The following is a 14,809-nucleotide window of genomic DNA, read 5'->3' as shown; positions in this document are numbered from 1 at the left end:
CGCCGTCCTTGAAGGACGGCGGGCACCTGCGCATAATTGGCCTTAATTTTTTTCAAACATGTGACTTTTCAGCATTTATACGGTCTATACCCTAAATCATTCGCGCTATTTACCGGGCATTTGCTCAAATCAGAGACCGGCATGTGGACAACTCGCCAGCGCGCGCCGCTTTATGCAGGATGATTTAGCCAATGTATTTAATGTATTCAGTGAGTCGTTCACATAACCGGGATTGTTTTAGGGGTTGATATGCAGGGCACAAAAATTCGACTCGTAGCGGGCGGGATGCTGTTACTGGCAGCGGCTGGCTATGTGCAGGCAGAAACACTCCAGCCGGATCAGGCCTGGCAGCAGGGCACCCTGGCGAACGGCTTCCAGTGGCAGATATTAGCCACCCCGCAGCGCCCCAGCGACCGCATCGAAATTCGCCTGCAGATTAATACAGGCTCGCTTAGCGAAAATACCCAGCAAACGGGCTTTAGCCACCTCCTGCCGCGCCTCGCCCTGAGCCAGAGCGGCAGCCTGCAGGCGACCCAGGCCCGCTCGCTGTGGCAGCAGAGCATCGCTCACCAGCATCCGATGCCGCCGGCCACCGTTTCCTACGACTACACCCAGTTCAGCCTCAGCCTGCCGAATAACCGCAGCGATCTGCTGAAAGAAGCCCTGACCTGGCTGGCAGATACCGGCGGCAGTCTGATCATTACCCCGGCGACGATTAACCGCGCGCTGAGCGGCGAAGATCCGGTGGCCACCGAGCCCCAGGATCCGAAAGACGGCTGGTGGCGCTATCGCCTGAAGGGATCGGGCATGCTGGGGCACGATCCTTCCGATCCCGTTGCGCGTCCGGTCAATATCGAACAGCTACAGGGCTTCTACCACAAGTGGTACACCCCGGACGCCATGCAGCTGGTTATCGTCGGCAATATTGACAGCCGCAGCGTCTCCGAGCAGATCGGCAAAACCTTCGGCGAGCTGAAGGGCAAGCGCGAAACCCCGGCGCCGATGCCGACGCTTTCGCCGCTGCCTGCCGCCCCGGTGAGCATCATGACCGATAAAGTTAGCCAGCCGCGGCTGGCGATTATGTGGGACGTGCCGTGGACGCCGATCCGCGACTCCGCGGCGCTGGAGCGCTACTGGCGTGAAGATTTAGCACGCGAGGCCCTGTTCTGGCACATCCAGCAGCGGTTGAGCAAAAACAACCTGAAAAATACCGGGCTGGGATTCGACTGCCGGGTTGTCTGGCTGCGCGCCCAGTGCGGCATCAACCTGGATTCCCCGTATGACAGCCTGAACGGCAACCTGGCGCTGCTGGGCAAGGCCCTGGCGGAAGTGCGCGACAGCGGGCTGCAGCAGGAGGAGTTTGACGCGCTGGTGGCGCAGAAAAACCTCGAGCTGCAGAAGCTGTTTGCTACCTACGCCCGGACTGACACCAGCGTGCTGATGAGCCAGCGCCTGCGCTCGCTGCAAAATCAGGTGGTGGATATTGCCCCGGAGCAGTACCAGAAGCTGCGCGAGGCGTTCCTGAATTCGCTGACGCTGTCGATGCTCAATCGCGATCTGCGCCAGCAGCTCTCCCAGGATATGTCGCTGGTGCTGCACCAGCCGAAAGGCGAACCGGAGTTCAACATGAAGGAGCTGCAGGCGACGTGGGATAAAGAGCTGGCGCCGGCCGCCGATGCAAAAGCTCCGGCGGCGGATGCCGGGCGGCAGGACGTGGTAAGCGATATTCCCGCCGCACAGCAGTAATTTTCAGAGACCCTCTCCCGGGCGGGAGAGGGTATTGCGCATCAGGCAGGCATGGCGTCGCGGGGAATGATCGCCCCGCGGTGTTGAATCACCGTGCTGGCGGTCAGATGGCCGCGCCGGGCGGCCTCTTCGGCGCTGCCGCCGGTCAGGCGCACGGAGAGATAGCCCGCGCTAAAAGAATCTCCCGCGGCAGTGGTGTCCACCACGTTCTCTTTCGCCAGCTTCACCGCCGGCACTTCTACCTGCGGTTCACCGTCAACCGCCACCAGACAGGCGTCCGCGCCGCGTTTGATAACCACTTCGCTTACCCCTGCGGAACGGGTGCGGGCAATCACCTCCTCCACCGGTTTCGCGCCCCAGAGCGCGTCTTCGTCATCCAGCGTCAGGAAGGCGATATCGGTGCAGGCGAGCATCTGCTGGTAAACCTGCTGTGTCTCTTCGCGGCTGCTCCACAGGCGCGGGCGATAGTTGTTATCGAAGATAACTTTTCCGCCGTTGGCGCGGCACTCGTGCAGCAGCGAAAACAGTTTGTCCCGGCTGGACGGGCTGAGGATCGCCAGGCTGATGCCGCTGAGGTACAGATAGTCGAAGGTCGCCAGCTCTTCGCAGATGGCGGCAGACTGCGCGCTGTCGAGCCAGAATTTTGCCGCCGCCTCGCTGCGCCAGTAGTAGAAGGTGCGCTCGCCGGCGTCGTCGGTTTCGATGTAGTACAGGCCGGGCAGGCGGTTTTCCATGCGCTGTATCAGCGAGATATCGACGTTTTCGCTTTCCCAGGATGCCAGCATCTGCTGGCTGAACGTGTCGCAGCCCAGCGCGGTCACATAGCTCACCCGCAGCGCATCAGCATCTACCTGGCGGGCAAGATATACCGAGGTATTCAGCGTATCGCCGCCAAAGCCGCGGTTTACCGCAGAGCCTTTTTCTGACAGCTCAATCATGCATTCGCCGATGACGGCAATATTTTTAGACATCGTCTTAACACCTGCTCCGGAATCGAAATAAGCGCTAGTTTGCGCCGGGGGTAGAAGAGGGTCAATTATATTAAAACAACGTTCCATTATTCTTTGAGCTGGCGCGTATTACGGTGCAAAAGCTGAAATCCGGGCGCGGCGGCCATCAAACTTGCCTGAGCAGCGGGCCTTTCTGTCAGCCTCAACTATATTTATGAAAAGTGAGGTAAAAAGGAGAGCACCAGGCATGACAAAAACGAAAAAGGCCATCAGCATCGCGTCGGGCGCGCTGGTGCTGCTGATCGTTGCGGCCATTATCATTATCGCCACCTTCGACTGGAACCGTCTCAAGCCAACCATTAACAAGAAAGTCTCGGCGGAGCTGAACCGGCCCTTTGCTATTCGCGGCGATCTTGGCGTGGTCTGGGAGCGTCAGCCTTCCGAGCGCGGCTGGCGCAGCTGGGTGCCGTGGCCGCACGTTCACGCCGACGACGTGATGCTCGGCAACCCGCCGGATATCCCGGAAGTGACGATGGTGCACCTGCCGCGGGTGGAAGCCACGCTGGCGCCGCTGTCCCTGCTGAGCAAAACCGTCTATCTGCCGTGGATAAAGCTGGTGCAGCCCGATGCCCGCATTATTCGCCTGTCGGAAAAAACCAACAACTGGACCTTCAATCTGGCCTCCGACAAGGACGCTGACAAAAACAAGCAGCCTTCGGCGTGGTCATTTAAGCTCGACAACATTCTGTTCGATCGCGGGCGGATCGCCGTTGACGATCGTGTCTCCCGTGCCAACATCGAGATCCTCGTCGATCCGCTCGGCAAGCCGCTGCCGTTTAGCGAAGTGACCGGCGACAAAGGCAAAAGCGACGCTAAGGCCGGGGACTTCGTCTTCGGCCTGAAAGCCAGCGGGCGCTACAACGGCGCGCCCCTGACCGGCACCGGTAAAATCGGCGGCATGCTGGCGCTGAAAAGCGAAGGCACGCCGTTCCCGGTGCAGGCGGATTTCCGCTCGGGCAATACCCGGGTGATGTTCAGCGGCACCGTTAACGATCCGATGAAAATGGGCGGGGTTAACCTGCGCCTTAAGTTCTCCGGCGACTCGCTCGGCAACCTTTACGATTTGACCGGCGTACTGCTGCCGGACACTCCGCCGTTTGAAACCGACGGCCGGCTGGTGGCCAAAATCGACGCCGATAAAGGCTCGGTGTTTAACTACCGCGATTTTAACGGCCGCATCGGCGACAGCGATATTCACGGCACGCTGCAGTACAGCACCGGCAAACCGCGGCCGAAGCTGGAAGGCGATCTGGTGTCGAAGCAGCTGAGGCTGGCGGATTTAGGGCCGCTTATCGGCGTTGATTCCGGGAAGGGAACCAAACCCAAAGCGGGGCAGAAAAATATTCAGCCCGCCGATAAAGTGCTGCCCTACGATCGTTTTGAAACCGACAAGTGGGACGTGATGGACGCGGACGTGCGTTTTAAAGGCCAACGTATCGAGCACGGCAGCTCGCTGCCGCTCAATAACCTGACCACGCACGTCATTCTGCAAAAGGGCGATCTGCAGCTGAAGCCGCTCAAGTTCGGCATGGCCAGCGGCACCATCAGCGCTACGATCCACCTGGCGGGAAACAAAAAACCGATGCAGGGCGAAGCGGATATTCAGGCCCGGCGGCTGCGTCTCAAGGAGCTGATGCCGAAAGCCGAGATGATGCAAAAAACCATTGGCGAGGTTAACGGCGACGCGAAGCTGCGGGGCACCGGTAATTCTGTAGCGGCACTGCTCGGCACCAGCAACGGCAACCTGAAGCTGCTGATGAACGACGGCGTGGTCAGCCGCAACCTGATGGAGATCCTCGGCCTGAACGTCGGTAACTTTATCGTCGGCCAGATTTTTGGCGACGAAGAGGCGCGGGTGAACTGCGCGGCGGCGAATCTGGATATTAATAACGGCGTGGTGCGCCCGCAGATCTTCGCCTTTGATACCCAGAACGCGTTGATTAATGTTACCGGCAACCTGCGCTTTGCCTCCGAGCAGATGGATTTAACCATCGACCCGGAGAGCAAGGGTCTGCGCATTATCACCCTGCGCTCGCCGCTGTACGTGCGCGGCACCTTTAAGCATCCCGATTACGGCGTGAAGCCCGGCCCGCTTATTGTGCGCGGCGCGGTGGCCGCCGCGCTGGCGACGCTGGTCACGCCTGCGGCGGCGCTGCTGGCGCTGATCTCCCCGTCAGAAGGCGAGGCCAATCAGTGTCAGGTAATTCTGTCGCAGCTGAAAAAGTAGCGGAGCGCGCCCTCTCCCGGACGGGAGAGGGCAAGAGGTAAAATTACAGGGACTGGTGGCGGGTTTCGTGGGTCAGCAGCAGGGCAATCAGCGTCAGCGCCGCCATTGCCGTCAGGTAGTAGCCGACGTAGGCCAGCCCGAAGTTGCCGGTCAACCATGCGGCGATATAGGGCGCCACGGATGCGCCGAGAATGGAGGCGAGGTTATAAGAGAACGACGCCCCGGTATAGCGTACTTCCGTCGGGAACAGCTCCGGCAGCAGGGCGCCCATCGGGCCGAATGTTAGCCCCATCAGGCTCAGGCCCAGCAGCAGGAAGACCATGATCAGCGCCGGGCTGCCGGAGCCGAGCAGCGGCTGAAACAGGAACAGGCCAAACAGAATAATCAGCGTGGTGATGGTTATCATGCTTTTGCGGCGGCCGTAGTGGTCCGCCAGCACGCCGGCAATCGGCACCATCACGCCAAAACCAATCACCGCCATCATCAGCATCCACAGCACTTCATTGCGCGGCAGGCCGAGACCAACCGGCGCCGCCGCCGTGCTGTAGGTCATGGAATAGACCGTCATGATGTAAAACAGCGTGTAGGTTGCCAGCATGATAAAGGTGCCGAGAATGGTCAGGCGCAGGTGCTGGCTGAGCAGCGTGCCCAGCGGGATTTTTACCTGCTTTTTCGCCGCGGCGACTTTGGCGAACACCGGCGTTTCGTGCAAAGAGACGCGCACGTACAGGCCGATAATCACCAGCACCGCCGAGAAGATAAACGGCACGCGCCAGCCCCAGCTCATAAACTGTTCGTCCGTCAGCAGCCACGAGAGCAGCAGGAAGGTGCCGTTAGCGAAAAAGAAGCCGATCGGCGCTCCGAGCTGCGGGAAGGAGCCGTACAGGGCGCGTTTTTTCGGCGGCGCGTTTTCCGTCGCCAGCAGCGCCGCGCCGCCCCATTCGCCGCCGAGGCCGAGCCCCTGGCCGAAGCGCGCCAGCGCCAGCAGCAGCGGCGCCATAATGCCGATACTCTGATAGCCCGGCAGCAGGCCAATCACCACCGTGGAAATGCCCATCGTCAGCAGCGAGGCCACCAGCGTGACCTTGCGGCCTACCCGGTCGCCGAAGTGGCCAAACAGCGCCGAGCCAATGGGGCGGGCGACGAAAGCGATGGCAAAGGTTGCCAGCGACTGGAGCGTGGCGGCGGCGGCATCGCCCTGCGGGAAGAAGATGTGCGGGAAAACAATCACCGCGGCGGTGGCGTAAATGTAGAAGTCAAAAAACTCGATGGCGGTGCCGATAAGAGAGGCGACCACCACTTTATTGCGGGAGTTCACCGGCGCGGCGTCCTGGGCGGTGTCGAGCGTTGTGGCGGCTGTTTGCATAATATTTATTTCTTATTTTTGACAAGCGAACCGCCATATTACGCACAGCAAAAGTCATATTTCAATGTGTTACAAAAGCGCGATTCGGGCAGAAAATGCGCGAAAAGTGAATAATGTGTGCTGGTGGAGTTTCACATCTATGAAATGCTTCACAGAAGAGAGAATAAGGCAGATAAAACCAGTTTAGAGTTAAATAAAAGTTACCAACTGGTTTTATCTGCTGAGGTACTGCGGGGGATAAGTCAGTTATGCGAGCGGCCCGGCATCTGGGCATCGTCTTTATACTCGGCGGTGGCGATCCATGCGGCGCAGAACAGCGTCAGGCGGGCAAAGAAGTAGAAGAACGCCATCAGGCCGAGCACCGAGCCAAAGGCGGCCCCGGAAGGGGATTTCATCAGCGACGGCAGGGTCCAGGTCATGACGATCTTAATCACTTCAAAGCCGATAGCGGCGATAAAGGTGCCGCGCACCAGCGCTTTTTTACGCGGGCGGTGGCGGGGCAGGCGCCAGAAAATCCAGAAGAACAGCAGATAGTTAGCAAAAATAGAGATCGCCAGGCCAATCAGCTGCCAGGCAGGCTTCAGCCATTCAATGCTATCAAGATGCAGGGCGGAGATGATCAGCTGCTGCGCCGCCCCCGCCGCCGAGGTTATCGACAGCGTAATCACCAGCGCCACCAGCAGGCCGATCAGCGAAATCAGATCGCGGAAGTATTTGATCCAGATTTTCTCCTGATCCTGTTCGGTGCGCTCCCAGACGTCCCGCGACTGGGCGCGGATCGCCTCGCGGAGGTTGCCCATCCAGTTGATGCCGGAGTAGAGCGCCACCAGCAGACCGACGATACCGACGGTGGTGCGCTGCTGAACGGCGGTACTGATGGTGCTTTTCAGGGTGCTTGCCAGCGTGGGATCGCTGACGTTAACCAGGATTTTATCGAAGATATCCTGCAGCAGCGTCGGGTGCGACGCCAGCACGAAGCCCGCGGCGGCGAACGACACCATCAGAATCGGGATCATCGACAGAAACGAGAAGTAGGTGATCGCCGCGCCAAACTGGTTGCCGAGGCGATCGTTAAACCGCTCGATGGCCCGCAGCAGGTGCGCGATCATCGGCTGGCGCTGCACTTTCTGCGCGGTGTCGGTGGCGACTTTGATTGCCTCGCTGGCCTTCTTCGTCACCGTTGAGGTATCCGCTTCTTCGTTTTCGGCCTGCGGCGCTTCGGGCGCAATTTTTTTGACCGGCTGGTAATCCAGATCCCGGGTCGGGCGTACCGCGTCATTATCCTGCGTCATAAGAGGGTTATTCCTTTATTTTTACAACGTAAATTCCATTATAGCCTAATGCTCGTCAACCCAGCCCGCCAGCCGCGATGTTAGCCATTCCATAACCAGATGCACCCGCCGGGAGAGATTGCGCCGGGGTGGGTACACCAGCGCCACCGGTAGCGGCGCGGCCCGATATCCGGGCAGGATCTCTACCAGCCTGCCGCTGCGCAAATCCGCTTTCACGCTGGCGCGCGGCGTCTGGATGATGCCCAGTCCGGCGAGGCCGGCGGCGAGATAGTTTTCCATGTTGTTGACCGTCAGCATACCTCCCGCGCGTATCCGGCGGTTCTGTCCTTCCGCCTGCAGGGCGAAGCCTTCGGGGCGGCCGCCGGGCGTATCGACGCAGTGGATCAAGGCATGATCCGCCAGACATTCCGGAGTTTGCGGATAGCCGAACCGCGCCAGGTAATCCGGACTGGCGCAGTTAATCACCGTGAGGCTGCCGACCGGGCGGACGGTCAGACCGCTTTCGCCGCGCGGCCCGAGCCGCACTGCGCAGTCAATATCTTCCCGCAGGATATCCATCCGGCGATCGCTGCTGTTGAGATCGAGCGCGATACCGGGATACTGCTGGAGAAAGGGAGAGAGCGCCGGCAGCACCAGGCCGCGGGCTATCCAGCCGGGCATATCGACCCGCACCAGGCCGCTGACGCTGGCGGCATCGGGCTGAAACAGGTGGTCCAGCTCCTCAATGTTGCTGAGCAGGTCTTTTGCCCGCTCGTAATAAATAATCCCTTCCTGCGTCAGCGTAACCCGCCGGGTGGTGCGGTGCAGCAGGCGGGCGCCGAGCGCCTCCTCCAGGGCCTGGATCTGGCGCGATACGCTGGCTTTTGGCAACGACAGGGCCTGCGCCGCCAGGGAGAAGCTTTCCAGATCCGCGACGCGCAAAAACAGCTTCATTGCGTGAATTTTATCCATCCGCAGCGCCTTCTGTTGTCCATGTTGGAACAATGTAAATAATCAATCCTCGATTGTTGTTTTTATAGCAATCAATCAGGGTGAAATCATCAGGCGAGGGCGCAGAAAGTGATTTTTCAGCGACAGAGGCAAAGATTTAAAGGTCAGCGGCTGCGGTATTCGCGAGAAAGCAGGCCAAAAAGCCAGTCGTTATGCCATTCTCCCGCCAGCTGAAAGCTCTCGCGCAGCTCCCCTTCAAGCCGGAAGCCGACTTTTTCCAGCGCGCCGCGCGAGGCAAAATTGCCGGCGGTAACTGTGGCACTCAGGCGGCGAAGCTCCCCGCTGCTGAAGGCGAAATCGCATACCGCCCGCAGGGATTCGGTGCCGTAGCCTCTGCCCTGGGCAGCGGGAAAAAACAGAAATCCCACTTCGCCCGCGTCCGGCTCCCGCTGAATATAGCCGGTCACCCCCAGCGCGCGGCCACTCTCTTTTTCCCGCACCATCAGGCACAGCCAGTGGGCGCAGCCCGGCGACCACCGCGGGAGGCGGGATTCAAAGGCGGCGCGGATTTCCTCTTCGCTGCGGGGATCGGACACGTAGCGCATGACGGTGCTGTCCTGCTGGAGGGCGAGGAACAGCGGCCAGTCGGCTTCGCTGAGGGGGCTGAGACAAAGGCGGGATGTTTGAAGCGCGTTCATGGCATTTTCCCTGCGGGCTGCGGTGATAGTGGTGGGTGGACAGAGGCCAGTAAAGCGCAGTGCGATAAAAACGGCCAGGCGCGGGCGACATGTTTTTCCGGACAAAAAATAGCCGACGCGAAGGTTGGCTATTTATTGTACAGTTCGCGAGATCACGGTTCGCCGTACAGGCCAATTAATCTGCGCACCACGCCGTTGGTCCAGCCGAAGCCGTCCTGCAGCGGATATTCGCCGCCGCCGCCTTCCCGGGCGGTGCTGCACGAGATGTGGTATTTCTCAATCAGCTTGTGGTGCTGCTGGTAAAAGTTGTTGACCATTTTCAGCCAGCTGTGGGCAATCTCATTTCCGAGCGCGTCGTTACCGTAGAGCTTGAAGCCCTGAATTGCCATCCACTGCAGCGGCGCCCAGCCGTTGGGGTAATCCCACTGCTCGCCGCTGTCGTATTCGGTGGCCATAATCCCGCCCGGCGTCAGCAGGCGAGTACGTATTGCGGTGTCGAGCTTGTCAGCCTGCTCATGGGTGGCGAGGCCCACATACAGCGGCACCACGCTTGCCGCAGAAAACAGCGCCATCTCCTCGCGCCGCCAGTCGTAGTCGCGGTAGCAGCCCTGCTCGTCGTCCCACAGATAGCGGGTAATCGCCGCCCGGCGCTCGCTGGCCCGGTGGCGGAAATCGGCCTCGGTTTCGCGATCGCCGTTTAATGCCGAAATATTGGCGATGGTACTTTCCAGCTTGAACATCAGGGCATTGAGATCCACCGGTACAAACTGGGTGGTGCGGATACTCGCCAGCCGGTTGCCGTCCCGCAGCCAGCGCGAGGTATAGTCCCAGCCGGATTCCGCACCGGCGCGCAGGTCGCGGTAGACCTCGTTCGGCGGGCGGCCCGAGTGGCGGGCGGTTTCCACGTCTTCAAACCAGGATTCGTCCCGGGGCGTGTCGCGGTCGTCCCAGTAGCGGTTGAGCAGTGAGCCGTCCTGCATTCTGACTACCCGGCGATAGGCCTGGTTGGGCAGCAGGGAACCGGCGCCGTCCATCCAGAAGGCGTACTCCATTTTCAGATGCTCAAGGTAGCGCCGCGCACCGCGCACGCCGTCCTCTTCGAACAGCTCCACCATCAGCGCGAACACCGGCGGCTGGGAGCGGCTCAGGTAATAGGTGCGGTTGCCGTTGGGAATATGGCCGTAGCGCTCGATCATCCACGCGAAATTGTCCGCCATACACTTCATCAGGTCGCTGCGCCCGCTTTCTGCCAGCCCCAGCATGGTGAAGTAGGAGTCCCAGTAGTAAGTCTCGGTAAAGCGGCCGCCGGGCACGATGTAGGCCTGGGGCAGCGCCAGCAGCGACGACCACGGAATGTGGTCCTGCGGCTCACGGGTCAGCACCGGCCACAGGTTATCAATGTGTTCTTTGAGCGAGCTGTTGGGATCGGAAACGTAGTTATCGTCAGTATTGTCGGGCAGCCAGAAGTGCGACACCACGAACTTGCGCAGATCGAAACCCGGCAGATTTTTCAGCCGGCGGTAGCGGATCAGAATATCCAGCGGCTCGATACGCGGGGCGCAGTCCGGAAAGGTTTTGCTGTCGGTAAAGATGCGCGACGCCTGTACCTCTTCGAACAGTTCGAGATAGCGGTCTGAAGGCGTCAGGGCATCGGATGCGGGCAGGCCCTCGATGATCTCCGGCTCCGGTTCGACCTCCAGCATCTCATCCAGCTTCAGCTCGCAGGGATCCGTAAGATAACCGGGCTCGGCCTGTTCAATTTGCAGGATATCCTCTGGTGGGAAACGTAATTTTTGGCTGATCTGGCTCGGCATACAATCGCAACCTCCGGTAGTGTCGGGCGCTCATTTTTTTGACAAACGTCTATAAGCATAGCCATTGTGCCGCCAGACGATGAGCAAAATATGCGCAGGATCACATTTTTGAGTGAATTCTGAACTGTATCAGCGCATCCACAGTCGGCGAATTAACCACGCGGATCCGCCCACGCCACACAGGCAAAGCAGCACCGGGATCACCGGAATGCCGAACAGCGTCCAGTGCAGCCGGATGAGCCACGGCGTCAGCGCCAGCACGGTGGCGGCAAGCACGATAGCCAGCGCCAGCGTCGAGGCGGCCCGCTCCAGCGATTTTCCCAGCTGGCTGATGTTTTCTACGTTGATATCGGCGTGAAGACGCCCGTGGCGCAGGCGTTGTATCACCAGCCGCAAGGTTTGCGGCAGGGTATCACCGCTGTCCAGCAGGCGGTTGCCGAGCATCACCATCCGCCGGCGGCTGGCAAAGCCCGCGTAGCGCTGGAGCATCTGTTTTTTCAGGATCGGCTGCAGAATGGCGATGATATCGAACTGCGGATCCATGCTCTGCAGCACGCCGTCTGCGGTGATCAGCGCCTTGAACAGCAGTACCAGATCCGGCGGCAGCGGCAGGCGGAACTCGCGGGCGGTAGCGAGCATGTCCGTCAGCGCTTTGCCAAGCTGCAGCGTGCGGCTGCCCTGCTTTTGCAGGAAGTAGTTGGCGGCCAGCTCCAGCTCGGTGATATTGAGCGCGTCGCCGTCGCTCCAGGCGATCAGCGCGTCGGCAATGCCGCTCGCGTCGCGTTCGCTGATGGCGTACAGCAGGGAGAGCAGCTCGCTGCGGCGGGTTTCGCTGAGATAGCCCACCATGCCGAAGTCAATAAATCCCACCCGGTTGCCCGCCAGCGCCATCACGTTGCCCGGATGGGGGTCGGCGTGATAAATGCGAAAATCGAACAGCATCTTAATAAAGGCTTCGGCGCCGCGCCGTGCCAGCACGCTGCCGTCCAGCCCGGCGGAGGCCAGCTGCCGGCTCTCCAGCGGCGCGGCGGCGCGCAGAAATGCCTGCACCATCAGGCGCGGGCGGGTCCAGGCCTGGTAAATCTGCGGGATAACCACCTCTTCGCTGTCGGCAAAGTTCTGGAACATCTTCTCGCCGTTGGCGGCTTCATAGCTGAAGTCCAGCTCCTGGTGCAGGGCATTTTCCAGATAGCGCACCAGCATCGCCGGGCGAAAGCGGGCCAGCGAGGCGCTCTGCTGTTCAATCGTTTCTGCCAGATAGTGCAGCAGCCGGAGATCCGCGCGAATGGTGGGTTCGATGCCGGGACGCTGAATTTTAACCACCACCTCGTCGCCTTCGGCGAGGCGCGCGCGGTGGATCTGCGCCATTGAGCCGCTGGCGAGCGGCGCTTCATCAAACCAGGCGAACAGGTTGTGGGGCGCGTCGCCGAGGGTGGCGACCACCTGCGCTTCCAGGGATGACCAGGGCAGCGGGCTGGCGCTGGTGTTCAGCTGGCCGAGAGCATCGGTCCACTCCGGGCCGAGCAGATCGCTGCGGGTAGAGAGGATCTGGCCCAGCTTAACGAAGGCGGGCCCGAGCTCTTCCAGCGCCGAGCACAGCCGCTCGGGCAGCGGGCGCGCGTCCTGGGTTTTACCGACGCTAAATTTGTCGAACAGGGCAGAGAGGCCCAGCAGGCGCAGCAGATCCTGCAGCCCGTAGCGCACCAGCACACCGGTTATTTCCTGTAAACGCGCCCGATCGCGGGCGGTGGCCATTATTGCTTTTAGCATTTTGCCGGAACTCCATGTTTTCGGACTCAGCGGGGAAATAAAAAAGGGTTCTCTAACGTTAGCAGCAATTGAAATTCAAACCCGTGCGGATAGCTAGCGGTAAGTTCTGTAAATGATGCGGAGAGGATAAATTGTCAAAAAGGGCCCGAACGCGGTCGGGGCCCTGGTGATCTAAATGCCAATATTAAGGCGCAAAATAGCGGGAGATTTGCGAGAACACGCCGCTAAAATCGGAGAAGTAGTCATAGCGGTCGGCTGTAGAAACGCGGCAGCTTGATGGGCCGCCAAACAGTCCGCCGCGCAGTTGATAGTTGCCGCTGTTGGATACGGTAAGCAGCCCCGAGCCAGAAGAGCCGCCTTCTACTACGGCAGCAGGCCACTGCACGCGGATGAGATGTGTAAAGCCCTGGTAGGGTTTATCTACCGCGGTAACCAGACCTTTAGAGTATTTCAGCGCATCGCCCTGCGGATGGTGAAGATCGTCAATATCAACGCCATTGGCAATTTGTTGCGCGTTCCAGCCTTGATAAAAGGTGCCTGCCGGCGGGGTGCGTTTCAGCTCCAGCAGCAGGGTATCGCGGCTGGCATTGCGGAACAGCAGCGTCGCGCCGCCGGTCAGGACGGTAACGCGCGGATCCAGCGTCGAAACATCGCCGGCGCACTGGGTCGTGCGGAAAAGCCAGACCGTCTGCAGCGTGTCCGCTTCTTCCTGATCCGCCAGGCAGTGCGCCGCTGACCAGAACAGCTGCCGCTTCGGCGAGTTGCTGTTGTTAAGCAGCGAGCCGGTGCAGATATAGCTAAAGCCATCGTGCTTGGTATAAATCATTTTTGCTACCGCCCGGGTAGCGTCATCGTAGGCCGGCGTGCCGCTCTGGGCGGCGCACACCTCATCAACCTGGCAGGAGCCACTGTCGCCAAAACCATTGCTGTAGCCGCCTGCTTTCGCACCTTTAATGGATTCCGGGAAATAGGAAAGCAGCGGTACCGAAACCTGCAGATCCTGCGGCGTCAGGCCTGCGGGCAGCACCAGCTCCACCGTGAGCCGATCGCCGACCACTGCCGGGCTCCAGTAGAGCTGATTGTTTTTCAGTTCGCTGCCGGTGGTTTCAAAAATGTCGCCGTCCTCGCCCTTAAAATGCAGGATCAGGTTGTCGGGGATCTGGCCGCTGAGGGTTTTGATAATCAGCCCCGCGCGAACCGACTCCGCGCCGAGGGATTTGATGCTGAAGTGCGCGGCGCGGCGCTGGCCGGTAATATTGACCCAGCGCAGGGTGCTCAAATCTACATCGGGTGCATCGTTTTTCAGGCTTATCCCCACCTGTAACGGCGTGGCGGCTTTGGCATCGCTTTCAGGCGGCTTCACGCGCTTTTGCTCCTCCGTCGGCGGCGCAAACGTGACCGTGGGCTCGCCCCCTGATTTTGACGTGTCAGGGCTGGCGAAGTGCGCTTTACCGGTGCTGCCCGGTGCGGCTTCTTTTACCGCCGGATCGCCATCCATTTCCGTAATATTCGAAGCGGCGCTGCTGGCCCCGGCGCTGATTAATAATGCGAAAGTTAATCCGGATAATAACGCGAGTCTTTTCTTCTTCTGCATATCTACCTTTCTCCTGTGGCAGGAAAATATCTGTTCATCGCCCAGCGATAACAGCAGAGGTTTATTGGTATGCGGCCGCGTGGCTATGGATGATATTCACCCGTCATATTTCAGGCTGCATGCAGCTTGAAATGCTCAGGATGTACGCCGCAGCGCGTTGCTCCGCATTCTGGTAATACAAGTTACATTTAGTGATTGGCGGAAATATTCTGTAGGACATTTAATAGATAATGTGAGGGAGGAGTAATGTCAAGGAGGGTTAATTATTATTCTGATTAGAGGGTGATATAGTGGAAAATACGGTTACTCAGGAAGTGTGTGTATTAATTTTTTCTTATAATCAGTGGGTTAAGTTCTTATTT

Annotated in this window: 10 protein-coding genes; 2 read left to right on the top strand and 8 right to left on the bottom strand. The window is 59.7% G+C overall.

Translation table 11 applies throughout. From position 1 onward, the window contains the following. Positions 1-249 precede the first annotated feature (249 nt). On the top strand, positions 250-1,746 hold the full coding sequence (locus QZ766_RS02560; RefSeq protein ID WP_297196918.1) for a pitrilysin family protein: 1,497 nt from the start codon (positions 250-252) through the stop codon (positions 1,744-1,746). A gap of 41 nt (positions 1,747-1,787) precedes the next feature. On the opposite strand, the gene QZ766_RS02555 is transcribed toward QZ766_RS02560, so the two are convergent. Continuing rightward, positions 1,788-2,717, bottom strand: a complete 930-nt coding sequence (locus tag QZ766_RS02555) for a sugar kinase (RefSeq protein WP_297196916.1) — start codon at positions 2,715-2,717, stop codon at positions 1,788-1,790. A gap of 226 nt (positions 2,718-2,943) precedes the next feature. Between QZ766_RS02555 and QZ766_RS02550 the strand changes: the two genes are divergently transcribed. Beyond that, positions 2,944-4,983 carry an AsmA family protein gene (locus QZ766_RS02550; RefSeq protein WP_297196914.1) on the top strand — a complete coding sequence of 680 codons (2,040 nt, stop codon included), beginning with the start codon at positions 2,944-2,946 and terminating at the stop codon, positions 4,981-4,983. Between the two features lie 43 nt (positions 4,984-5,026). Here QZ766_RS02550 and QZ766_RS02545 read toward each other — a convergent pair whose 3' ends face one another. From QZ766_RS02545 to QZ766_RS02515, 7 genes are all read right to left on the bottom strand, one after another. After that, a complete protein-coding gene (locus tag QZ766_RS02545) occupies positions 5,027-6,349 on the bottom strand; it encodes an MFS transporter (protein WP_297196913.1) in 1,323 nt (440 codons plus the stop codon). Positions 6,350-6,591: 242 nt separating this feature from the next. Continuing rightward, on the bottom strand, positions 6,592-7,641 hold the full coding sequence (gene yhjD, locus QZ766_RS02540) for an inner membrane protein YhjD (protein WP_297196911.1): 1,050 nt from the start codon (positions 7,639-7,641) through the stop codon (positions 6,592-6,594). A 45-nt stretch (positions 7,642-7,686) separates the two neighbouring features. Next, positions 7,687-8,592 carry a LysR family transcriptional regulator gene (locus QZ766_RS02535; protein ID WP_297196910.1) on the bottom strand — a complete coding sequence of 302 codons (906 nt, stop codon included), beginning with the start codon at positions 8,590-8,592 and terminating at the stop codon, positions 7,687-7,689. Positions 8,593-8,735: 143 nt separating this feature from the next. Then, on the bottom strand, positions 8,736-9,269 hold the full coding sequence (locus QZ766_RS02530) for a GNAT family N-acetyltransferase (RefSeq protein ID WP_297196908.1): 534 nt from the start codon (positions 9,267-9,269) through the stop codon (positions 8,736-8,738). Positions 9,270-9,421: 152 nt separating this feature from the next. Further along, positions 9,422-11,083, bottom strand: a complete 1,662-nt coding sequence (locus QZ766_RS02525) for an alpha,alpha-trehalase (RefSeq protein ID WP_297196906.1) — start codon at positions 11,081-11,083, stop codon at positions 9,422-9,424. Between the two features lie 129 nt (positions 11,084-11,212). Next, complete coding sequence (locus QZ766_RS02520; RefSeq protein WP_297196904.1) at positions 11,213-12,853, bottom strand: AarF/UbiB family protein; 1,641 nt, start codon at positions 12,851-12,853, stop codon at positions 11,213-11,215. A 184-nt stretch (positions 12,854-13,037) separates the two neighbouring features. Then, a complete protein-coding gene (locus QZ766_RS02515; RefSeq protein ID WP_297196902.1) occupies positions 13,038-14,447 on the bottom strand; it encodes a hypothetical protein in 1,410 nt (469 codons plus the stop codon). Between the last annotated feature and the right edge of the window lie 362 nt (positions 14,448-14,809).

The organism is uncultured Pluralibacter sp. (genome assembly GCF_913775985.1).
GTDB lineage: Bacteria > Pseudomonadota > Gammaproteobacteria > Enterobacterales > Enterobacteriaceae > Pluralibacter.
This window is presented reverse-complemented; position numbering and strand designations above follow the sequence as displayed.

Bases quoted from the DNA above. Each gene is read 5' to 3' on its own strand.
- QZ766_RS02560 (WP_297196918.1), top strand. From the start codon at position 250: ATGCAGGGCACAAAAATTCGACTCGTAGCGGGCGGGATGCTGTTACTG.
- QZ766_RS02555 (WP_297196916.1), bottom strand. From the start codon at position 2,717: ATGTCTAAAAATATTGCCGTCATCGGCGAATGCATGATTGAGCTGTCA.
- QZ766_RS02550 (WP_297196914.1), top strand. From the start codon at position 2,944: ATGACAAAAACGAAAAAGGCCATCAGCATCGCGTCGGGCGCGCTGGTG.
- QZ766_RS02545 (WP_297196913.1), bottom strand. From the start codon at position 6,349: ATGCAAACAGCCGCCACAACGCTCGACACCGCCCAGGACGCCGCGCCG.
- yhjD (WP_297196911.1), bottom strand. From the start codon at position 7,641: ATGACGCAGGATAATGACGCGGTACGCCCGACCCGGGATCTGGATTAC.
- QZ766_RS02535 (WP_297196910.1), bottom strand. From the start codon at position 8,592: ATGGATAAAATTCACGCAATGAAGCTGTTTTTGCGCGTCGCGGATCTG.
- QZ766_RS02530 (WP_297196908.1), bottom strand. From the start codon at position 9,269: ATGAACGCGCTTCAAACATCCCGCCTTTGTCTCAGCCCCCTCAGCGAA.
- QZ766_RS02525 (WP_297196906.1), bottom strand. From the start codon at position 11,083: ATGCCGAGCCAGATCAGCCAAAAATTACGTTTCCCACCAGAGGATATC.
- QZ766_RS02520 (WP_297196904.1), bottom strand. From the start codon at position 12,853: ATGCTAAAAGCAATAATGGCCACCGCCCGCGATCGGGCGCGTTTACAG.
- QZ766_RS02515 (WP_297196902.1), bottom strand. From the start codon at position 14,447: ATGCAGAAGAAGAAAAGACTCGCGTTATTATCCGGATTAACTTTCGCA.